The sequence below is a fragment of the Mediterraneibacter sp. 210702-DFI.3.120 genome (assembly GCF_020561005.1).
In the GTDB taxonomy this organism is placed as follows: domain Bacteria; phylum Bacillota; class Clostridia; order Lachnospirales; family Lachnospiraceae; genus Mediterraneibacter; species Mediterraneibacter faecis.
Genome location: NZ_JAJCNG010000033.1, coordinates 1 through 20,542, shown reverse-complemented (window position 1 = coordinate 20,542; position 20,542 = coordinate 1). Strand labels below are relative to the sequence as shown.

Annotated in this window: 19 protein-coding genes and 1 pseudogene; 4 read left to right on the top strand and 16 right to left on the bottom strand. The window is 40.6% G+C overall.

Features of this window, described 5'->3' with window-relative positions:
* Positions 1–54 precede the first annotated feature (54 nt).
* Positions 55–744, bottom strand: a complete 690-nt coding sequence (locus LI162_RS13990; protein ID WP_015529448.1) for an N-acetylmannosamine-6-phosphate 2-epimerase — start codon at positions 742–744, stop codon at positions 55–57.
* Positions 745–1,022: 278 nt separating this feature from the next.
* Between LI162_RS13990 and nagB the strand changes: the two genes are divergently transcribed.
* On the top strand, positions 1,023–1,754 hold the full coding sequence (gene nagB, locus LI162_RS13985; RefSeq protein WP_055157296.1) for a glucosamine-6-phosphate deaminase: 732 nt from the start codon (positions 1,023–1,025) through the stop codon (positions 1,752–1,754).
* Positions 1,755–1,928: 174 nt separating this feature from the next.
* Here nagB and LI162_RS13980 read toward each other — a convergent pair.
* Positions 1,929–2,438, bottom strand: a pseudogene (locus LI162_RS13980) (prolipoprotein diacylglyceryl transferase); the annotation flags it as partial.
* Positions 2,439–2,440: 2 nt separating this feature from the next.
* Here LI162_RS13980 and LI162_RS15955 point away from each other — a divergent pair.
* Entirely contained in the window at positions 2,441–2,632 is a 192-nt protein-coding gene (locus tag LI162_RS15955) for a mobility-associated LCxxNW protein (RefSeq protein WP_055157300.1), read from the top strand.
* A 220-nt stretch (positions 2,633–2,852) separates the two neighbouring features.
* On the top strand, positions 2,853–2,990 hold the full coding sequence (locus LI162_RS13970; protein WP_155204938.1) for a hypothetical protein: 138 nt from the start codon (positions 2,853–2,855) through the stop codon (positions 2,988–2,990).
* Positions 2,991–3,762: 772 nt separating this feature from the next.
* Here the strand turns inward: LI162_RS13970 and LI162_RS13965 are convergent.
* From LI162_RS13965 to LI162_RS13955, 3 genes are read right to left on the bottom strand one after another with little or no spacing between them, the layout of a single operon-like run.
* A complete protein-coding gene (locus tag LI162_RS13965; protein WP_055157304.1) occupies positions 3,763–5,052 on the bottom strand; it encodes an L-cysteine desulfidase family protein in 1,290 nt (429 codons plus the stop codon).
* Positions 5,053–5,096: 44 nt separating this feature from the next.
* Complete coding sequence (locus LI162_RS13960) at positions 5,097–6,554, bottom strand: Na+/H+ antiporter NhaC family protein (RefSeq protein ID WP_055157306.1); 1,458 nt, start codon at positions 6,552–6,554, stop codon at positions 5,097–5,099.
* 51 nt (positions 6,555–6,605) lie between these two features.
* On the bottom strand, positions 6,606–6,980 hold the full coding sequence (locus LI162_RS13955; RefSeq protein WP_055157307.1) for a RidA family protein: 375 nt from the start codon (positions 6,978–6,980) through the stop codon (positions 6,606–6,608).
* 174 nt (positions 6,981–7,154) lie between these two features.
* On the opposite strand from LI162_RS13955, the gene LI162_RS13950 reads away from it, so the two are divergent.
* On the top strand, positions 7,155–7,826 hold the full coding sequence (locus LI162_RS13950; RefSeq protein WP_055157309.1) for a helix-turn-helix transcriptional regulator: 672 nt from the start codon (positions 7,155–7,157) through the stop codon (positions 7,824–7,826).
* Between the two features lie 70 nt (positions 7,827–7,896).
* Here the strand turns inward: LI162_RS13950 and LI162_RS13945 are convergent, their stop codons facing one another.
* The 11 genes from LI162_RS13945 to LI162_RS13895 all read right to left on the bottom strand — a co-directional run bounded on the left by LI162_RS13945 (position 7,897) and on the right by LI162_RS13895 (position 20,427).
* Complete coding sequence (locus LI162_RS13945; protein ID WP_055157311.1) at positions 7,897–8,190, bottom strand: hypothetical protein; 294 nt, start codon at positions 8,188–8,190, stop codon at positions 7,897–7,899.
* The gene (locus LI162_RS13940) at positions 8,168–8,446 is read right to left on the bottom strand and encodes a hypothetical protein (protein ID WP_020436919.1); all 279 of its coding nucleotides are present in this window, start codon (positions 8,444–8,446) and stop codon (positions 8,168–8,170) included. Before LI162_RS13940 ends, LI162_RS13945 begins: the two co-directional genes overlap by 23 nt.
* Before the next feature lie 245 nt (positions 8,447–8,691).
* On the bottom strand, positions 8,692–10,104 hold the full coding sequence (hemZ, locus tag LI162_RS13935; protein WP_020436920.1) for a coproporphyrinogen dehydrogenase HemZ: 1,413 nt from the start codon (positions 10,102–10,104) through the stop codon (positions 8,692–8,694).
* Positions 10,101–10,721 (bottom strand): MBL fold metallo-hydrolase, encoded by a 621-nt coding sequence (locus LI162_RS13930; RefSeq protein ID WP_015528086.1) that lies wholly within the window; start codon positions 10,719–10,721, stop codon positions 10,101–10,103. The genes hemZ and LI162_RS13930 overlap by 4 nt, the downstream gene beginning before the upstream one ends.
* Before the next feature lie 13 nt (positions 10,722–10,734).
* A complete protein-coding gene (locus tag LI162_RS13925; RefSeq protein WP_020436921.1) occupies positions 10,735–13,038 on the bottom strand; it encodes a RelA/SpoT family protein in 2,304 nt (767 codons plus the stop codon).
* Positions 13,039–13,261: 223 nt separating this feature from the next.
* The gene (recJ, locus tag LI162_RS13920) at positions 13,262–14,986 is read right to left on the bottom strand and encodes a single-stranded-DNA-specific exonuclease RecJ (protein WP_020436922.1); all 1,725 of its coding nucleotides are present in this window, start codon (positions 14,984–14,986) and stop codon (positions 13,262–13,264) included.
* A 130-nt stretch (positions 14,987–15,116) separates the two neighbouring features.
* The gene (locus LI162_RS13915) at positions 15,117–17,525 is read right to left on the bottom strand and encodes a protein translocase subunit SecDF (protein ID WP_020436923.1); all 2,409 of its coding nucleotides are present in this window, start codon (positions 17,523–17,525) and stop codon (positions 15,117–15,119) included.
* A gap of 36 nt (positions 17,526–17,561) precedes the next feature.
* Positions 17,562–18,962 carry a thioether cross-link-forming SCIFF peptide maturase gene (gene scfB / locus LI162_RS13910; RefSeq protein ID WP_020436924.1) on the bottom strand — a complete coding sequence of 467 codons (1,401 nt, stop codon included), beginning with the start codon at positions 18,960–18,962 and terminating at the stop codon, positions 17,562–17,564.
* A 224-nt stretch (positions 18,963–19,186) separates the two neighbouring features.
* Entirely contained in the window at positions 19,187–19,330 is a 144-nt protein-coding gene (scfA, locus tag LI162_RS13905) for a six-cysteine ranthipeptide SCIFF (RefSeq protein WP_015528090.1), read from the bottom strand.
* 97 nt (positions 19,331–19,427) lie between these two features.
* Positions 19,428–19,808, bottom strand: coding sequence for a TIGR04086 family membrane protein (locus LI162_RS13900; RefSeq protein WP_020436926.1), 381 nt, complete (start codon positions 19,806–19,808; stop codon positions 19,428–19,430).
* A 76-nt stretch (positions 19,809–19,884) separates the two neighbouring features.
* Entirely contained in the window at positions 19,885–20,427 is a 543-nt protein-coding gene (locus LI162_RS13895; protein ID WP_020436927.1) for a stage V sporulation T C-terminal domain-containing protein, read from the bottom strand.
* Positions 20,428–20,542: the final 115 nt, after the last annotated feature.

The following is a 20,542-nucleotide window of genomic DNA, read 5'->3' as shown; positions in this document are numbered from 1 at the left end:
TCTCCTTTTCTTTGTCTTTTTATATAAATTTAATTTAATAAATTTCTTGCAGAATTATCTTTCCATTTCTTCTACAAATGATTTTGTGATCAGCTGCGGTCTTGTGATAATAGATCCTACAACAACACTGTACGCACCAAGCTCGATCACATGTTTTGCTTTTTCCGGTGTATTGATGTTACCTTCTGCGATCACTCTGTGTTTTGCTTTTGCGACAATCTTTCTTAAGATTTCGAAATCATTTGCCTCGATCTTATCGCCCTTGCTCTGCTCTGTGTAACCAACCATTGTAGTTCCGATGAAGTCAAATCCAAGTTCATCCGCATGCAGTGCTTCTTCCACTGTAGAGCAATCTGCCATGAATAACTGATCCGGATATTTTGCTTTTACTTCTTTAAAGAACTCATCTAATGTCTTTCCGCCAGGTCTCTTTGAAATAGTAGCGTCCATAGCGATGATTTCAGGTTTTACTTCCATCAGTTCTTCGATTTCTTTCATCGTTGGTGTAATGTAGATATCACTGTCATCATAATCTCTTTTTACGATTCCGATGATCGGCAGATCAACCTGTGACTGGATCTCCTTGATATCTTCTTTTGTATTTGCACGAATTCCACTTGCACCTCCCTGCTTTGCAGCCAGTGCCATTCTTCCCATAATGAATGAAGAATGTAATGGTTCATCTGGTAATGCCTGACATGATACAATTAATTTCCCCTTCAGATTTTCAACTTTCTGATTCATTTTTTGTTCCCTCCTTCGTTCTGCAATCAGTATAGTATTGTTCGATTTTATTTTCAAGTACCTTTTCAGTTCTTGAAACTTCTTTCATCCTTTTCAATACTTCTCTCTGTTTTGCCTATTTCAAAATCCGTTTTTTATGCAATATGCACAATTCCAGGTAATTTCTTTCCACTTTTGAAAGTAGTTTCAGTTCATGCTATTTTACTTGAAAATTCATTTATAATGTATATACTAATATTCAGAAACAAAAAAACAATAGAATAAGGAGAGATTTTATTATGGTAATTTATAAAGCAAAAGACTATCAGGATATGAGCCGTAAGGCCGCAAACATCATTTCTGCACAGATTATTATGAAGCCAAACTGTGTACTTGGACTTGCAACCGGATCTTCACCGGTCGGTACATATAAACAGCTGATCGAATGGTATAAGAAAGGGGATCTTGATTTTTCCCAGGTTACAAGTGTAAACCTCGATGAATACAAAGGACTCAGTCCTGAAAATGATCAGAGCTACAGATATTTCATGAATACCAATCTCTTTGATCATGTAAACATCGACAAAACCCGTACTTTCGTTCCGGACGGACTGGAAGCAGATTCCGAGAAAGCCTGCAACGATTATAATGCAGTCATCCGTAAGCAGGGCGGTGTAGACCTCCAGCTTCTCGGTCTTGGACACAACGGACATATCGGATTCAACGAACCAGGTGCCGCTTTTGAGAAAGAGACACACTGCGTAGATCTGACAGAAAGTACAATTGAAGCCAATAAGCGTTTCTTCGAATCTGAAGATGATGTTCCGAGACAGGCTTATACAATGGGAATCAAGAATATCATGCAGGCCAAGAAAATTCTGGTTGTTGTAAGCGGAGAAGATAAGGCGGATATCTTAAAAGAGGTCTTATACGGACCAATTACTCCGAAAGTTCCTGCTTCTATTCTTCAGTTACATAATGATGTTACGATTGTAGCTGATGAAGCAGCACTCAGTAAGATTGATATGTAATATGAATAAAAAATCCCGGTATGTGAATCAGACATTTTTGAGCATCCAGCTCATTGTCCTTTCACATACCGGGATTTTTTTCTGTATTCGATTATATTTGCGGCAGCCGGACTATTTTTGTAAAGCTGCTGCTTTTTTTCTTCCTGCAATGATCAGTATAGCGGATATCACTACAATCGTGCCTGCCAACAGCTGAGAGACCGGAAGTCTCATGACAAATAAGCCATTTGTATATTCGCCGAATGCTTCTCGATTAAAAAAGTTCCCCCATCTTCCGATCATCTGTCCGGTGATCAGACCGAATCTGCCTGTGTCAAATAACAGGAACGGTGATAATCCTTTTATTTTTGCAAATATAAATACTACAACAATTGCCGTGATCACACCGCCGTATATGGCAAGACCGCCCTCACGGATGTTAATGATGTTCTTAATATCGTCTTTATACATATCCCAGGAGAAAATCACATAATATGCCCTTGCTCCGATAATTGAAAAGATAACTCCATATATTGCCAGATCATTATAATCTTCTACGTTCTGATGCGTACGCTTTGCTTCCATTACCGCCATCATAAGTCCCGCAAGTATTCCGATTCCTATGACGATTCCATAATATGCGATATCGAATCCAAAGACTGTGATATGATCGCCGACAGATTTTAAATGAATTTTAGGAGGAATTTATGAAAAACCATTGTGCTTTTAGCAAGAATCATTCCTGTCCACTTTGGACAGATTATGAACTTACATGTTATGAATTAGAAGAGGCAAACTCACTATGCCATGGCAACTGGATTGAAATTGAACGTCAATACAAATATATTCAAACACTGCAAAAAATCTTATCGTTGTTTACTCTACGAAATATGTTCTGAAAGAAACCATAGTTCTTCATATTAATATTATTCTAACCACGTAACATGTTTCTTTATCACTTTATCAACATCTTCATATATGTGCTTATAATCACTATAAAAATCCCTATTAGTATTTTTCTTCTGACAAAAACAACACTCTCTGTCAAATTTTTATACACACCTCTATCATAATTATGTTACAATGGATATCTAATATTAACGTGGGTGACGTAATAATATGAAAGATCAAAATACTACAAAAACTGAATTGGAATTATCCGGACTGGATCCTACTGAATTAGAATTTATGGATCCTGAAGAACGAAAGAAACTGCTTATAGCTTCTGGACTGAATCCTAAAAAATATGATTTTTGATAGGTGAAAAATGTATACTTTTGATAAACTTAGATTAATTAGATTAACAAAAAACAACCGTCAAATACTTCTCGACTCAAACACTGGATTTATAGTAAACACTACCTATAATAGTAACAAAGGTGGGGCTTATAAAAGAGAATATAGAATCTCCAATGGGAAATTATACATCCACGAAATGAAGACCACTGATAGTTCCTATGATAACACTTGGATTGCTACAGATAAGGAAGTTCACCAGTTCTTGTAGAAATATTTATGGAAGTTATCTCTTGATAATATAACTGTCCGACACGCTGCTATACTACTTATTACATTTTCTGCTTTGATTATGCTATATATAATAAGTCTGCTAAAAAACATGTGTACAGCTGTTATTTTAGTATTGCACATTCCAAATTTTTACCGGAACATGCAACACTTTATTGCATTTTCTTTAAAATCTTGCTTTGTAATTTGAAGTTAAGTATAGTAGAGTCATATCTATTCAATGTCTGTATGTACAATGATTACAAGAATCATCGTATAGATAAAAGGGGAACTTTATAACTAACTTAGAAATGATGAAAGATGATCTTATTAATTAAATAAAAAATGACTTCGAAACAATATCATAAATTTCTTACAACGATTTCAGAACACTATAATCCAAAATCAATATATAATATTATTGTAAAAAATAATGTGATGTTGTAATATTTCCAAAGAGGCGAATATCTCTGGGTTGTTCCATTGATATCCGCCTCTTTTTGGGATTAAAAATTAAAAAATATTACTTTTTCAGCTTGTCTTCAAAAATCTCAACAATTGTTTTCTCTGTGCCAACCATTCCAGGTGAAGCAATCAGTCCCATATTTCGCATAGTCTCTTCCGGTGTATTTCCATTAATTCCATGCACTTCTGAAATATAAATACCATTCATTGCAAATTCAACTGATTTATACGCTGCATCTACCGCTGCAACTCCCTTCATTGTACATCCCTGGTTTCCGCCATCACAAATCATACCTGTAATACTACTTGCCATGTTATTCAATGTATGAGCCATCATTTCGACTGTTCCACCGCGTAAATAAACCAGTGCACATGCCATACCAGAACCTGCAGCGATAGCACAGCCACAGAATGCTGATAATCGTCCTGAATACTCTTTTATGTACATACATACAAGATAACTCAAGGCTGTTGCACGAAGCAACTGTTCTTCTGTGTATCCATTTACTTTATACGCTGCATATAATGGCATTGTAGCGATAATTCCATGTGCTCCAGAACCTGTAATACTCATAGCAGGTTTATCCAAACCAATAACTCGTGCCTCAATTGCTGCATTACACATCAAAGATGCTGTTTTCTGCTCATCGTCAGAAACTTCTTTTCCATTATTAATAGCTAACAACTGTCTTGCAAATGTTGTTCTTGGATTTTCCAAACCTTCATGGAACAATTCCAGGTTTACTTTGTATGCTTCGTTAATAAAACGAATTTCTTCAATATCTACTGTTGTTACATAATCGTATAATTGTTGTAAAGTATATTTATGAATAGAATGAGATTCTTCTTCACCGCCATCTTCTTCTGTCTTTTTCTCATCCTCTGTTTCCAGTTCGACTTTATCGTTCACTATAATTTTTGTGATATTAGTATGAGAGTCACGAATTGTTACGATTGCCTTATCTTCTTCTGTCTCCACTGTAGCTTCAATAAAAATACGACTTGTAATGCCACTCAGTTCAACTGTAATCTTGCCCTGATCAATCATTTCCTGCGCTTTTACATTATCTTCAGGTGTAACATCTGCAAGAGACTCCAATCCCTTGTCTGCATTTCCTGCTACTACACCTAATGCAGCTGCAAATATATTACCTACTTCATTACTGTTTGGGATTCCACAAGTAAATGCATTTTTATACATTCCACTATTCATTGCAACATTGACTTTCTTAATATCGCCCTTAGTGAAACTTCTTGCCTTTGCTACTGCAAATGCGATTGCGCCCGGTTCTGTTACGCCTAATGCTGGCTTCATATCATCTTTGATCATCTTTGACAATTCATGCATAGTAAAAACCTCCTTATTTACTTGCTTCTTATTTTGTACGTCTATTACTTATTCTTTTTCATTTCTTTTGCAGGGATATATTCTCCATTCTCGCCTTCAAAAGCTCGTCCCCATCCTGTCAAACATACAATAAGCATTACAATCCAAATTGCCCAACTATAAAATGTTGTAAACATCATATCAGCTCCACCTAATTTAGGAAGGAATGGGTATGTATCCATCATAGAAGAAATTCCACCTAACAATAACAGTACACATCCTCCGAATGGAAGGAAGAATGGGAAGGAACAAATTGTTGTTGCAAGAATATCTGTACGTCTATATGGATGAAGATTATTCTTCTTACCTACTGCATTAACAAATGGTGCCACACAAATATTTGCAATTGTGTTAATCGCTGCAATCAAAATACCAAAAATTGTTGCTAATACCCAAATAGCTACTTCTGCGCCTCTAGGAGTCTTGATTATCGTATTATTCATCCAATCAACGATTGCTTCCATACAGCCACTTTTAACAAGCATATTTCCCATAGCAACAACCAAAATCAATACGATACTTACTGTTGTCATTCCTGCAACACCTTCAGGAATTGCTCCTGAAATCACACCGTCTTTCATTGAGAATAACGCTGAAGCTGGGAATAAGCCTGCTGCAAGACCAATTACGGATGCTGTAATGATTCCTGTTCCTAATGCTGCAAAAATATTAATGCCTTTGATTGCTAACGCAATAACCAGAATTGTCGGAATTAAAAGTAACAGTCCTTTCGGATTCTGATACTGTGCTAATAACATTTCTGCCTGTTCTGCATCTGTTGCTTCACCTGCACCACCAAAAATAAAGAATAAGATAATGGAAATAACACCTGCAATAACAACAAATTTTGCTCTTGTTTTTACTGTACTTCCAATATCAGCAACTCCTTCTCTATTCTGATATTCCTGACTGGAAGAAGCGATAATTGCTGTATCTGAAACTGGAGCAATATTATCTCCAACTGCTGCTCCTGAAAGAATTGCACCTGCCAATACTGCCGGATTTGATCCTAACAAAATACCTGCTGGATAAAGAATAAAACTCATTGTAGAAATTGTTCCGAAACCAGAACCTGTTGCCATTGCAAATACTGCCGCAAAGATAAATGCTGCAACTGTAAATGCTGCTCCACTAACATGAATTTTTACACTTAACCAAACCAAACCTTCTACAATCTGTCCACGGTTCAAAATATTTCCATAAATTCCTACAACTAACCACAACATTACTGCTGTCATTGCAACTTTTGAACCTAAACCTTCCAATATAACGTCCCAATAATCATTAAGATTCTTTGCGAAAAACATTCCGACTAACAAACCGATAACACCTGCGCCGATCATCATGTTTGTATCAGCCGCATTAAAGAATGATAATGCAATTGTAATAACAATAAAGATTGCAAATGGAACTAATGCCATAAAACTACTACCACGAAACTCTAATTTTTTGTTTTCATCCATAAGATGCACCTCTTCTCATCTTTCCTTTAGTTTACTCGTTTTCGTAAACACTCACATTGCAACTGCTTCAATCTCTACCTTTGCACCTTTCGGAAGCTTTGCAACTTGAAATGCTGCTCGAGCAGGATATGGGGCTGTAAAATATGTCTCATAAACCTGATTCATTGCCGAAAAATCGTTCATATCTTGAAGGTATACAGTTGTTTTTAAAATCCGATCCATATCGTATCCAACTTCGGCTAAAATTGACTTAATATTCTCGAGCGATTGACGTGTCTGATCTGATACGTCATCAGATACAAATTCACCAGTTTCACAATCGATTGGTAACTGTCCTGATACAAATACCAATCCACCGTTATTCACTGCCTGTGAATATGGTCCAATTGCTGCTGGAGCTTTCATTGATTCAATTTTTTCCTTCATATTAGGTTCACCTCCCTTATTTTTTTCTGTTAATCACATCTTACACCCCTACGTTTTTGTTTACAATAATTTCTTATCAAAAAAATAATTTTTTACTATTATTACAATTTTATTGACTTATTTTTGTATAACATGTATATTAAAATTATAAAAACAGTAAAGGAAGTATTCATAATGACTAACAAAGAGATTCTTTCCATTTTCGTCCCTATTGTCAATTTTTTTAGTGAAATATTAGGTGAAAACACCGAAATTGTGCTACATGATGTGTCTAATCCAGAACATTCTGTTATTGCAATTCAAAACGGATTCCACTCTGGACGAACCATTGGAAGTTCGCTTACAGACTTTGCATTCCAAGTCACAAACAATCAAGCGTATACGACACAAGACTATTTGGTAAATTACACTGCAAAAGCGAGAGGAAAGGATTTCATCGCTTCTACTTTTTATATAAAAAATAATGGTGAACTAATTGGCATGCTTTGTTTAAATACAGATACTACCATTATCACAAATTTCATGAAAGCGGCTCAGCAATTTGTCGGTTGTTTACCAATGGGAGTTTCCATGACAATGGGAGAAACTATTACTGGATCTACCACTATGGTAGAAGAAAATCTAGATGTTCCAATTGTTTCTTTTGCAGAATCTATTATTTCTAAAACGATTGCTGACTCTAATATTCCGCCTGAACGCATGACCAGACAGGAAAAAATGGAAATCGTTTGGGAACTTACAAACCAAGGAATTCCGCGTATGAAAGGTGCTATCTCAGAAATTGCCAAACAATTAGAACTTTCTGAATCCACTGTGTACCGTTACATTAGTTTAAAAGAAGATTAATAATAAAAGCGATTCACTAATAGATCTAAAGCGGAAAGAATTGACAAACTCCTTTCCGCTTTAGATTCTTTTATTCTTTCTCTAGCTGTTCTCTTCGATACTGCTTCATTTGATCTGCTGGTAATTTAAAATAAGATTTCACCTGCTCATCAGTCATTCCTTCTTCCAACCCCAACAAGATTTCATTCATCTGATCTCCATCTAATTTTGATGCATATCGAATAATACACTGTTCAATCGTTCCGGACAAATTCCATTCCTCTTTCACTTGGAACTTTGATTTATTTAAGATGGTTCGATAGGTCATTGTTTTTGGATTATATACGACACGCACCGGATGTTTATATCCTTCTTTTTCCTGCAAGTTTTTCGGATTCTTTCCAGACTGCTGTATTAAACGGAAGATTCTTCCAATCCATGATAGGATACTTTGCTTTGATCGGTGGAACTGGTGCCTTTATTTGCTTTTTCGGTATTGTTTTTCCGATTGCTTTTTCCATTCTCTGTTGGGCGGCCTGCATTACCATCAATTCTAAGACCTCTATGTCAGAATCAATCTGCAAAAAATTTTGAAACCATCTAATATCACTTTTCGTTCCCATTAATCGTATCTTTAACATCTGCTGTTTCCTCCTAACGCTGTACATGTCATTTTTCCTCCTCCTTTCGCAAGTTTTAAACAATAACAGAAAAAAAGACGAACTCATTTAGCATAATGAATTCGTCTTTTAAGGTAAGGTTATTAGGTTTTCTTGTACGTCATATAGTAAATTTAGTATTATTTAGCACTGATTTTCACAGATTTTTGAACTAATTTAATGTACAAATAATGTACCAGCCCTTTTTATGGAGGTATTTTTCATTTTCAATCCTTCTCAAAAAGTGCTTTTTTTCGTTCAATCATCTCATCGATTCTAGCGATGTATTGCTTGATATCCTTGACATTCTCGCATCTTTCGATGTGATAACCATCCGGTAGATTCCATACACGTTTGGTGGATGCTCCGGCCCCGCAAGCTAGGATGGCCTGTTTCTCTTCCATGATCAAAATGTTATACACCCCAGCCTTGTCCTGCTCTGCATAACCAACATTCTCGAAGTTTCCGGCAATGTTCTTCTGGCGATACAGGTAATATGGCACAAGCCCCATGCGTTCTGCTGACGCTGCTGCCGCCTCGACCATCTGTGTGATCTCAGTCCCCGGATCCATCGTTCTTCCTTCCTGACCGAACTTCGCAGCACGTTTGATCGCGAGTGCGTGTACTGTCAGGCTGTCCGGGTGAAGCTTCTCGATCTTCTCAAGTGTATCCTGCATATCTGCCGCATCTTCTCCCGGAAGTCCGGCGATCAGATCCATATTGATATTATCGAATCCAAGCTCACGTGCGAGGTTGAAGATTTGTTCTACATCTTCTACCGTATGTTTTCTTCCGACAAGATCCAGTGTCTTCTGCTGCATTGTCTGTGGGTTGACAGAGATGCGGGTTACAGGATATTTGCGAATCACTTCGAGCTTTTCTCGTGTGATACTGTCCGGTCTTCCGGCTTCAACTGTAAACTCAAGCACATGCTCCAGGTCAAAATTCTCCCGGATCGTTCCAAGCAAACGGTCAAGCTGGTCTGCCTCGAGTGTTGTTGGTGTTCCGCCGCCGATATATACGGTATCCAGCGTCTTTCCCTGCATCAGCTTTGCCGTAGCTTTCAATTCTTTGATCATCGCATCAAGGTAACAATCGACCTGATCTTTCCACTCAGCGATTGGTGAAGAGCTGAATGAGCAGTAGGAGCAGATGCTTGGACAGAATGGAATTCCTGCATACAGGCTATAGCCATTTTTACAGTCCAACTGATCAAGAAGTGCCTTTTCACGGCATGCAATCTCATACGCAATCTGTGCTTTTTTATCGCCAACACAATATTGTTCTTTTAGAAAATCAAAGATTTCTTCTTTTGTCATTCCCTGCTCGATTTTCTGCATTACAAGCTTTGTCGGACGGACTCCGGTCAGCATTCCCCAGGCAAGTTCCTGTCCTGTCTGCTTTGAGAGAAACTGATAGACTTTCTTCGTTACATCGCGTTTCTCTTCCTGCACATCTTCTGTCTGCACGCATTCTTCCGGTGCAAGGGAAAAGCAAGTCCCTTCCGGCAAATGTATCTTCACCAGTGGTTCTTGCTTCTCATCTACTGTCTGCACGATATCCTCTTTTGGATAAAATGCTTTTGTGACATGGTATACGTTATAAGTAAATTTGTTCTTCTTACTTTCTATCTTTATCATATGAATGGATTATGCTCCTTCTCAAACTGAACTGATGTCTCTTCCATATGTCCCGGATAGATCTTTGTATCATCCGGAAGTGTCATGATCTTCTCCTGTACAGAGCGGACCAGCTGGCTGCTGCTTCCTGTCGGTAGGTCTGTTCTTCCGATGGAAGCACAGAACAGCGTATCTCCACTGAACAATCTATGTTCTTTTGGAAGGTAATAGCAGCATCCTCCTACGGTATGTCCCGGTGTATGAAGTACATCAACTTCAATTCCTGCGCATTCGATCACCTGACCGTCTCTTACAGGCTGTGCTCCGTGGAATGCGTATTTCGGTCCGTACATACAAGAAACATTCAGGCGGTCATCCTCGATCACCGGAAGTTCGTCTTCGCCTGCGTAAACCGGCACAGGAAAGGCTTTGAGGAAATCATCGATTCCCATGATGTGGTCAAAATGTCCATGTGTCAGAAACAATGCTTTCATTTCTAGTCCATTGTTCTTGATATAATTGACATATTCCTGCGGACATTCTGCCATATCCACTGCAAAACATTCCTTCGTCTCTTCATTGGTTACAATATAGCAATTCGTTCCAATTGACCCCAGTACAATACTTTCAACCTTCATTCGTTTTCCTCCATCAGCCTGTTGTTCTCTCAATATCAATTACATTTTCAATCTGTCTGAGCTTTCCGATCACACGATTCAATTCTTCTCTTCCGTGTACAACAAATCCCATCTCCATTGTCGCCGTACCCTTCTTGCTCGTCCGGGTATTCATGGACTTCACGTCAATCTTCTCTTCGGTAAATACCTTTGATACATCCAGCAGAAGTCCTCTTCTGTCGTCTGCAAATATCTTCAGTTCTGCAAGATACTGACCGCCTTCTTCGAGATCATTATCCTCCCATTCTGCTGTGATCAGACGGGATCTCTCCACATCAGAAAGATTGATGATATTGATACAATCTGTTCTGTGGATCGACATTCCGCGCCCTCTTGTTACAAAACCGACAATCTCATCTCCCGGCACCGGATTACAGCACTTTGAGAAGCGTACTGCCATATCATTGATTCCCTTAACTACGATTCCGCTCTTTGATTTGGCAATGTGGACTCTCTGTTTATTCGCTTCTGAGATCTTCTCCAAAATATTCTCATCCGTGATCTCTTTCTTATGCTCTTTCTCGTACTCTTCCAGCAGGCGGTTCACAACCTGACCTTCTTTGAGTCCGCCGTGTCCGATTGCCGCAAGTACTGCATCCCAGTCACGGAATCCGTATTTCTTCTGAACGATCTGCTGATACTTCGGCTTGATGATATCCGGCAGATTAATCCCCTTGCTCTTACAGTAGGCACTGATCAGATCCTTTCCACGGATAATATTATCTTCTTTGTATTCCTTCTTAAACCATGAATTAATCTTGCTCTTTGCCTGTGTGCTCTTGACGATATTCAGCCAGTCACGACTCGGTCCCTTGGAATTCTGAGATGTAAGGATCTCGATTCGGTCTCCGTTCTGAATCTTATAATCAATGTTCACAAGCTTGCCATTCACTCTGGCACCAACCATCTTATTGCCGACTGCACTGTGGATCGCATAGGCGAAGTCAACCGGCGTGGATCCATTCGGAAGGTTCTTCACATCCCCGTTCGGTGTGAAGCAGTATACATCTTCCTGGAACAGATCCAGGTCACCTTTCAGCAGGCTTAAGAACTCACGGTTATCAGACATGTCTCTCTGCCATTCCAGGATCTGACGCAGCCAGTTCAGCTTCTCTTCCTGTGTGTTCAGTCCTTTCGTGTTGCTTCCGCCTGTCTCTTTATATTTCCAGTGTGCTGCGATACCATATTCCGCTGTCTTATGCATCTCTTCTGTACGGATCTGGATCTCGAACGGCTGTCCGGAAGGTCCGATCAGCGTTGTATGCAGAGACTGGTACATATTCGCCTTCGGCATAGCAATATAATCCTTGAAACGTCCCGGAATCGGCGTATACATCTCATGGATCACACCAAGTGCTGCGTAACAGTCTTTCACTGAATCTACGATAATGCGGACAGCGAACAGGTCATACACCTGATCAAGTGTCTTGTTCTGATTCACCATCTTCTTATAAATACTGAAGAAATGTTTTACACGTCCGTATACTTTCGCTTCAATATCAGCATTCTTCATATGCTTTGATACTTCAGCAACGATCTGTTGCACAAATTCTTCACGTTCTGTCTTACGTGCATTCAGATCATGCACCAGCTGATTATAAACTTCCGGCTGATAATATTTCAGAGAAAGGTCATCGAGTTCTGTCTTGATCTTTGAAATACCGAGACGCTGGGCGATCGGAGCGTAGATATCCATCGTCTCTCTTGATTTCTCTTTCTGCTTTGCCGGTGTCATAAACTCCATTGTGCGCATGTTGTGCAGACGGTCTGCGAGTTTTACAATGATGACACGGATATCTTTCGCCATCGCAAGGAACATCTTTCTTAAGTTCTCTGCCTGGGCCTCCAGCTTGTCCTGGGAATAGTTCAACTGTCCCAGCTTGGTAACGCCGTCTACAAGAAGTGCCACCTCTTCACCAAACTCTGCTGAGATCTCATCGAGTGTCATTGTCGTATCTTCTACCACGTCATGAAGCATTCCAGCCACGATCGTTTCTTTGTCCATCTCGAGATCTGCAAGTATGATTGCCACCCAGAGTGGATGGATGATATAAGGTTCTCCGGATTTACGGAACTGATTCTTATGCGCTTCTTTGCCTATCTGATAGGCCTTCTCGATCATCGTAATATCTGCAGAAGGGTGATACTTACGCACACGAGCTATTAAGGCCTGATATAACTCCTCCGGATCCTGATAATCCTCCGGTGCTTTTACTGCATGCCCGTCCACTATCTCCAGATTTTTATTCAGATCTTCATATTCCCGAGTGCCTGCCATATCATCTTCCCCCTTCATTCATCCTGTGTTCTGTTCAAATCCAACTTCCAAAATGCTTCGTATTTCGTCAGTATGGCATATCCGACAAATGCATTTTAGACACAAAACGCCTTAGTTCTGAACAATTAATATGATTTAGTATATCACTATTTTTCCCTTTTTCAAATAAGAACTTCCCATTCTTCTTCATTTTAAGCAATTTGTACTGTTTTTTTGATATTATCTACTGATAATTGACAATTGTAAGCTGAATTGTTCTTCGTCCCATGTACTCATTGATGGATGGATAGTATGTAAAAGACATGATCTGTTTCTTTTCCATCTTCTGCAGACAGTCTTCCACTTCTCCGAAATAAACCGCTTCCATCTGATTTCCCTGCTGGTCCTCCAGTCTGCATTTCAGCACATTCCGGTTCTTTCCGAAGATTCTTGGCTGGATCACACGCAGTTTACTTTCTGCAAATAACGGTTTCCCATTGCCTTTTCCAAAAGGCTCCAATATCTTAAGCTCATGGATCAGCTCTTCATTAATATATGGAAATGGAAGCCGCATATCAATCGACACCTTCATCTGCAAATCCTCTTCTGTCAGATCCGCCAGTTCATTGATCCGTTTCCGGAAAACTTCGACATTTTCCTCTTCTAAAGAAAGTCCTGCTGCCAGCTTATGCCCTCCGAACTTCGTAAATAATTCCCTGCAGCGGCTCATTTCCGCAAACATATCATAGGCTTCGATCGACCGTCCGGAACCTTTCACCCCTGTCTCTCCCTTTGTCAGTACAAAGGTCGGACGATAATAACGTTCCTTTATCCTCCCCGCAATAATTCCGGCGATACTTTCGTGACACTCTGGAAGATACACGACCAGCACCTGGTCGTCCTTCCAGGAACTTGATTCGATCTGCCGGACAGCTTCTTCTACACCTTCTTCAGTCATTTCTTTCCGGCTGTCATTTAATTCTTTCAGATCTGCTGCCAGTGTCACTGCCTCTCTCCGGTTCGATGCATTAAGGAGTTCCAGTGCACGCTTGGCTGTATCCAGTCTTCCGCCGGCATTGATGCACGGTCCGATCACAAATCCGATATGATAAGTATTCAGGTTCGCTGTATCTACCCCTGTACATTGCATCAATGCGTGAAGCCCTTCATTCTTCGTTGTCTTCAGAAGCTCAAGTCCCTTTTTCACAAAGACACGATTCTCTCCAACCAGATCCATCACATCACCGATCGTGGCAATTGCAACATTTTCCATCAGTCTTTCCTGCAGATGCTCTACCTCCTGCTCTGACTTTCCAGACACTCTGTACAAAACCTCAACCAGCTTATACGCTACAGCTGCGCCGCACAGCCCTTTAAATGGATACTCACAGTCTGCTCTGTGCGGATCGACCACTGCATCCGCCGGTGGCAGGAGATATTTTTTCTTCCCATTTTCTTCCAGATACGGAACTTCATGGTGATCTGTCACAACGATCGTCATCCCATTTTCTTTTCCGTAAGCGATCTCGTTCATTGCCGCAATTCCATTATCACAGGTGATGATCGTGTCTACATCATCCTCCAGTGCACGGTCGATCAGCATCTGATTCAATCCATATCCGTCTTTGATCCTGTCTGGAATATCCGTATCGACATCTGCCCCAAGTCCTGCAAGCCCCTGTTGCAAAATATACGTTGCATTGACTCCATCAATATCATAATCACCGATCACACGGATTTTCTTTCCCTCTTCTATTTTCTCCTTAAGAATATCTACTGCACGATCCATATCTTTCATCAGTAAGCCGTCATACAGATCCTCCACCGTTCCATTCAGATAAAAATCAATTGCTTCATCTCCGATCACATCACGGTTCCTCATCAGTCGTGCAATGATCGGGGAAATCTGATATTTCTCTGCTATTCCATTAAAATCCGCCTTTTTCATTGCGACGAACCATTTCTCCATCCAAATACCCTCCAGTCTGTCAGTATCATATTTTCTTATTATAGCAAAAATCTGCCGTATCGAAAATCATTTTTCATTTCCGATACGGCAGATTCTATTTCGTTACTGTTTCCAGGCTGCTATTTATTTCTTAGCGTTTTTTGCTCTTTTTGTTCTTGAAAGAAGTCTTCTTTCCTTTTTTCTTCTTGGAGCTGTCGTCTGCAGATGTATCTGCTGCGTTACTCTCTGTGGAAGTAGTTCCTTCTTTCTTGTCTGCTGCTTTTACAGAAACTGTCTTTGTGCCGGAAGCTGCTCTCGCAGCCTTCGCTTCCTCACCAAGTCTTGTCTTCATCACATACCACAGTGCACCTGTGATACATACGGATGTATATCCACCGCAGATGATACCTACCATCAGAGGTGCAGCGAATTCCTTAATGGAGCTTACACCAAGGATATACAGAGCAACGACCATGACAAATGTTGTAAAGTTTGTATAGATCGTTCTTGTCAGTGTCTGAGTAATACAGCGGTTTACAAGATCCTTCAGATCTTCTGTACGGCTCTTTGTTGCCAGCGCCTCACGGATACGGTCAAAGATAACGATCGTACCGTTGATAGAATATCCGACAATTGTCAGCATACATGCGATAAATGTATTTCCGACAGATACTCTTGCGATCACATAGAATCCAAGAACTACAAGTACGTCATGCATCAGTGCGACAACAGCACTTGTTGCGAAACGAATATCTTTGAAACGGAACCAGATGTAAAGCAGCATACAGATTGTAGCAATGATCACAGCTATAACAGCATCTCTTCTCATCTCGGAACTTACTGTTGAGCTGATATTCTCTGTAGCGATATCAGATACCTCTACCCCGTAGTTCTCATTCAGATAAGAAGCAAGTGCTTCACGTTTCTCAAGATCAAGTGTCTGTGTCTTGAAAACTACCTGATTGCTGTCTTTTACTGTCTGAACCTGAATATTCTTATCTCCTGTGATCTCTTCCAGGCTTGGGATCATCTGGCTGTCGATCTCTTCCAGTGTATATTCTTTATCAAATGTTACATTTGTTGAAGTACCGCCTACAAAATCAAGGCTGTAATTCATTGCGCCGATTCCTCTTGCATGGTTCACGCCCATCATGACCGGTCCGGCCAGGCAAAGGATGATGGAAACAATGAAGAAAATCTTTTTCTTTCCAAGGAAATCAACTGGTTTACGTTCTTTCAGATGTCTTCCGTATACTTTCTCATTGCGGATGCCTGCTCCATAGAAGGAAAAGATGATCAGTCTTGTGATCACGAGTGCTGTAAACATGGATACGACGATACCAAGTGCAAGTGTCTGGGCGAATCCCTTTACAGTACCACTTCCGCGAAGCCACAGCACGCCTGCTGCGATCAGTGTTGTGATATTTCCGTCAACGATTGCGGACATCGCTTTCTGGAATCCTGATTTCAGAGAAGCGTGTACGCTCTTTCCTGCTGTCAGCTCTTCTTTCACACGGGCGAAGATGATAACGTTCGCATCTACCGCCATACCGATACCAAGGATGATACCTGCGATACCTGGAAGTGTCAGTGTGATGTCAAATGCATTCAGAAGGATCAGGATCAATTCTGTGTAAAGGATCAGTGCAAGGCTGGATGCAAGTCCCGGAAGGAGGTATACCCAGCACATGAATACACATACGATTGCCAGACCGATGATACCTGCGATCAGACTTCCTTTCAGAGCGTCCTGTCCAAGCTGTGCTCCTACAACTTCTGAGCTAAGCTCTTCAAGTTCCAGATTCAGTCCACCGATACGGATTGTAGAAGCGATGTTATCAGCCTCTTCATAATCCATGTTTCCTGAAATCTGAGCTTTTCCATTCTCAATCACTGCATTTACGCTTGGCACGCTGATCAGAGAACCATCATAGTAAATAGCGATTGTGTCATGGTTATTGTTATAAGCTTCTTCTGTTGCTGTCTTGAACTTCTCTGCACCCTCATCTGTCAACTCAAGATCAACACCATACTTTTTATTTCCTGTTGTTGAGTCGTTGAGTACTCCGGCTGAAGCTGTCTTTACTTCTGTACCTGTCAGTACGATGGAGTCTGTATCTTTCAGTTCGTCGATTGACTTATTCAGTGTATATCCGGAAGCTGTCAGGGAATAGTTTTCATTTCCCTCACTGTCTTTATGCTTGATAAAGTACAGTGAACCCGGCTGTCCAAGTTCTTCCAGAATCTTGTTTGCGTCGCTCACACCCGGAATCTCGATACTGATACGGTTGTCTCCAACCTGATAAGCCTGTGCCTCTGTGCTGTACTGCTCCACACGTTTCTGAAGCTTGTACACGGTGTCATCCATGTCTGCCTGAGATGGCTTGTCACCTTTTACCTGATATGTAATGCTGACTCCGCCTTCCAGGTCAAGACCGAGATTGATGTTCTTCGCAGCTCCCATTCCCTTTAAATCAAGTCCAAGCACACAGGTCATACCGAAGAGTGCTGTAACTGCGATTACGAGAATGAGGCTGAGAATACTCTTACCTTTCTTCATCTCTTTCTTTCCTTTCTTGACTGCTGCTCTCTAACTTTATTGTTCTTCATCCGCCAGGGCAGCCTTTATCATGATCGCACATTCCACACGTTTTCTCTCCATCTCACAGCTCACTTCGTAAGTATCATGGATCGTATTGTGGAACTTGTAAGAATTCGCCATACAGCCACCACTGCAGTAGAATCTGGCAAAGCAGGTTCTGCAGCTTTCCTTGGAATATACGCTGCATCCACGGAATTCTTCCGCAATCTCCGGTTTTGTAATTCCCTCATCGACATTTCCCATGAGGAATTCTTCCTGTCCTACAAACTGATGACATGGGTAGAAATCTCCCCACGGTGTCACTGCCAGATACTCTGTACCTGAACCACAGCCGGACAGACGCTTGGACACGCACGGTCCTCCTTCGAGATCGATCATGAAGTGGAAGAAATTGAATCCTCTTCCGCTCTTCTCACGCTCGATCAGGAATTTTGCGAGTTTATCATATTCTTCAAAGATCTGTGGAAGATCTTCTTTCTGGATTGCATATGGTTCTGTGTCATCACCTACTACAGGCTCGATTGACATCTGCTTGAATCCAAGATCTGCGAAATGTTCTACATCCTTGGAAAAATCCAGGTTATTTCTTGTAAATGTACCTCTGATGTAGTACTTCTCCTGATTACGGCTCTCTGCCAGCTTCTGGAACTTCGGAACGATCAGATCATAGCTTCCTTTTCCGTTACGGAACGGGCGCATCTGGTCATTCACTTCTTTTCTTCCGTCAAGACTGATGACAACGTTGTCCATCTCTTTGTTCACGAACTCCTGAACTTCATCGTTCAAAAGAACTCCGTTTGTTGTAAGTGTGAAACGGAAATGCTTGTCATGAAGTTTCTCCTGCTCTCTTCCGTAAGCAACCAGGTCTTTGACAACCTGCCAGTTCATCAGCGGCTCACCACCGAAGAAGTCAACTTCAAGGTTTCTTCTTGTTCCTGAATTCGCGATCAGGAAATCAAGTGCTTTCTTACCAACCTCGTAAGACATCAAAGCTCTGCGGCCGTGATATTCTCCCTCTTCCGCAAAGCAGTACTTACAGGCAAGGTTACAGTCATGTGCAATATGAAGACATAAAGCCTTAACAACTGTCTTACGCTGCTTTACAACGTCGATAAAGCTCTCATAAATGTCTTTTGTGAACAGACGTCCCTGTTCCGTCAGTTCTGTTACTGCCTCTAAAATATCCAGCAGATCTTTCTCAGAATATTTCTCTCCAAGCTCTTTTTTCAATGCTTCTGCTGTTTCCGGAGATTTCAATGTCTCCACTGTATGATCTTCATTCATGCGATTAAGCACTTCGATGACATCATACGCTTCCTGATCCACAACATGTACAGCTCCGCTGTTCACGTCGAGGACGATATTATATCCATTGTTCTGGTACTGATGTATCACGTGGATACCTCGCTTTCTATATGTATTTGTAAATCTATTTGTAACTGTTCAAAGCCCGGCATTTTCACAATGCAGCTCTAAGCAGATACTTCTAAAACATGCTTAAGGCAGCGATTTGCACCGCTGCCTCACCTGTAATCCTGTTGCTGTTTTTCGCATAATTGCAGGCAGTATCACCACTCAAAGCAACTCTGCAGCAACATTATCTTCACTTTCAGGTTTTCTTATTTTGCGTTTTCGCAAGTCTGGTTTCCTACTGTACAGGATGTCTTACATGCAGACTGGCAAGATGTCTGGCACTCTCCGCATCCACCTTTTTTAACTGTGTTGTTCAGTGTCTGTGTATTCAGTGTTTTAATGTGTTTCATTTTTACTCCTCCTAACTTCGCACATATTGCTTTCGCTATTATAGCACACACAGCCAGGTTTTTAAAGTATTTTTTCACACATCCCTTTGGTTTTTCTTCATGAGACCATCCCTCCGAGCATTCCGCCTCCGGTACAAAGTACAAATGTCAGAAACAAATCTCCTGTCCCTGACGAAACCTCACGGTACATTCCAAATGAGATGAGCAGTAATAGAACAAAATAAACCACACCGGTTCCAAGCCCCCAGAGGAACTTCTTTTGGCCTTCCAGTTTTCCCATCACAAAACCACCGGAAAAAGTTCCTATTACATAAATGAGAATAATTCCCAAATTCACATTTTCTTCACTCAATCCTGCTTTATAAAGGAGAAGTGCAAGAATTAACAGAAACATTCCTGTGACCAGATAGGCGCAAAGTAATGCCTTCACTAAATTTTCTGCGTATATTATCCCTTTTTTCCCATGATTTTCTCTCATTTTCTTTTCCTTTCGATGCATGTCCGGTTTTCCACTGATACTATTCTATGCATCCTCCCGGAAAAATATGACACTTTTAACTTAACTGCCTCCCAAGCAGATCTGCTGCGCCTGCCGCAAACTTCTTTTCCATCTCTCCAAAATGCTTTTTCTCATTTTTCTGCAGAAAGATCACTCCACCTGCAATATCACCTTCACTGAGAATCACACTGATTATTTCCTCGCTGTATTCACTCCTGTCTTTTGTAATTGCTACAAACTCAGCGTCACTGCTCTTTTTCAACACGGTCTTTCTTTCTTGAAACACTTCTGCCAGCTCTGCACTCAACAGCATTTCCTGAAGTTCTTTCTTCCCGTTTCCTGCTGCCGCGATCACCTGATCCGTATCAGTAATACAGACTGTACAATCAAGTGTCTTTGAAAGACTATCTGCATAAATCCCTGCCAGTGTTCCTAATTCACCGATTGGAGAATATTTCTTTAAAATCACCTTTCCTTCTCTGTCTGTAAAAATTTCCAGTGGATCACCTTCGCGGATCCGCAATGTCCTTCTTATTTCTTTCGGAATTACGATTCTTCCAAGATCATCTATCCTCCGGACTATCCCTGTGGCTTTCATGACACATTTCCGTTACTGAAAACTTATAAAAAGTTATAAACTTCCATGTTTCATTCCTACTTCAACGAGTATGCTTTTGATGATATAAATATCTATCTACTCACAAGTTCTTGTA

Excerpts from the sequence above, each read along its gene's own strand:
- LI162_RS13990 (WP_015529448.1), bottom strand. The coding sequence starts at position 744 with ATGAATCAGAAAGTTGAAAATCTGAAGGGGAAATTAATTGTATCATGT.
- LI162_RS13960 (WP_055157306.1), bottom strand. The coding sequence starts at position 6,554 with ATGGATGAAAACAAAAAATTAGAGTTTCGTGGTAGTAGTTTTATGGCA.
- LI162_RS13900 (WP_020436926.1), bottom strand. The coding sequence starts at position 19,808 with ATGAGAGAAAATCATGGGAAAAAAGGGATAATATACGCAGAAAATTTA.
- hemZ (WP_020436920.1), bottom strand. The coding sequence starts at position 10,104 with ATGATAAAGATAGAAAGTAAGAAGAACAAATTTACTTATAACGTATAC.
- nagB (WP_055157296.1), top strand. The coding sequence starts at position 1,023 with ATGGTAATTTATAAAGCAAAAGACTATCAGGATATGAGCCGTAAGGCC.
- LI162_RS13930 (WP_015528086.1), bottom strand. The coding sequence starts at position 10,721 with ATGAAGGTTGAAAGTATTGTACTGGGGTCAATTGGAACGAATTGCTAT.
- LI162_RS15955 (WP_055157300.1), top strand. The coding sequence starts at position 2,441 with ATGAAAAACCATTGTGCTTTTAGCAAGAATCATTCCTGTCCACTTTGG.
- scfA (WP_015528090.1), bottom strand. The coding sequence starts at position 19,330 with ATGAAACACATTAAAACACTGAATACACAGACACTGAACAACACAGTT.
- LI162_RS13940 (WP_020436919.1), bottom strand. The coding sequence starts at position 8,446 with ATGTTAAAGATACGATTAATGGGAACGAAAAGTGATATTAGATGGTTT.
- LI162_RS13925 (WP_020436921.1), bottom strand. The coding sequence starts at position 13,038 with ATGGCAGGCACTCGGGAATATGAAGATCTGAATAAAAATCTGGAGATA.
- LI162_RS13950 (WP_055157309.1), top strand. The coding sequence starts at position 7,155 with ATGACTAACAAAGAGATTCTTTCCATTTTCGTCCCTATTGTCAATTTT.
- LI162_RS13895 (WP_020436927.1), bottom strand. The coding sequence starts at position 20,427 with ATGAAAGCCACAGGGATAGTCCGGAGGATAGATGATCTTGGAAGAATC.
- LI162_RS13915 (WP_020436923.1), bottom strand. The coding sequence starts at position 17,525 with ATGAAGAAAGGTAAGAGTATTCTCAGCCTCATTCTCGTAATCGCAGTT.
- recJ (WP_020436922.1), bottom strand. The coding sequence starts at position 14,986 with ATGGAGAAATGGTTCGTCGCAATGAAAAAGGCGGATTTTAATGGAATA.
- LI162_RS13955 (WP_055157307.1), bottom strand. The coding sequence starts at position 6,980 with ATGAAGGAAAAAATTGAATCAATGAAAGCTCCAGCAGCAATTGGACCA.
- LI162_RS13970 (WP_155204938.1), top strand. The coding sequence starts at position 2,853 with ATGAAAGATCAAAATACTACAAAAACTGAATTGGAATTATCCGGACTG.
- LI162_RS13965 (WP_055157304.1), bottom strand. The coding sequence starts at position 5,052 with ATGCATGAATTGTCAAAGATGATCAAAGATGATATGAAGCCAGCATTA.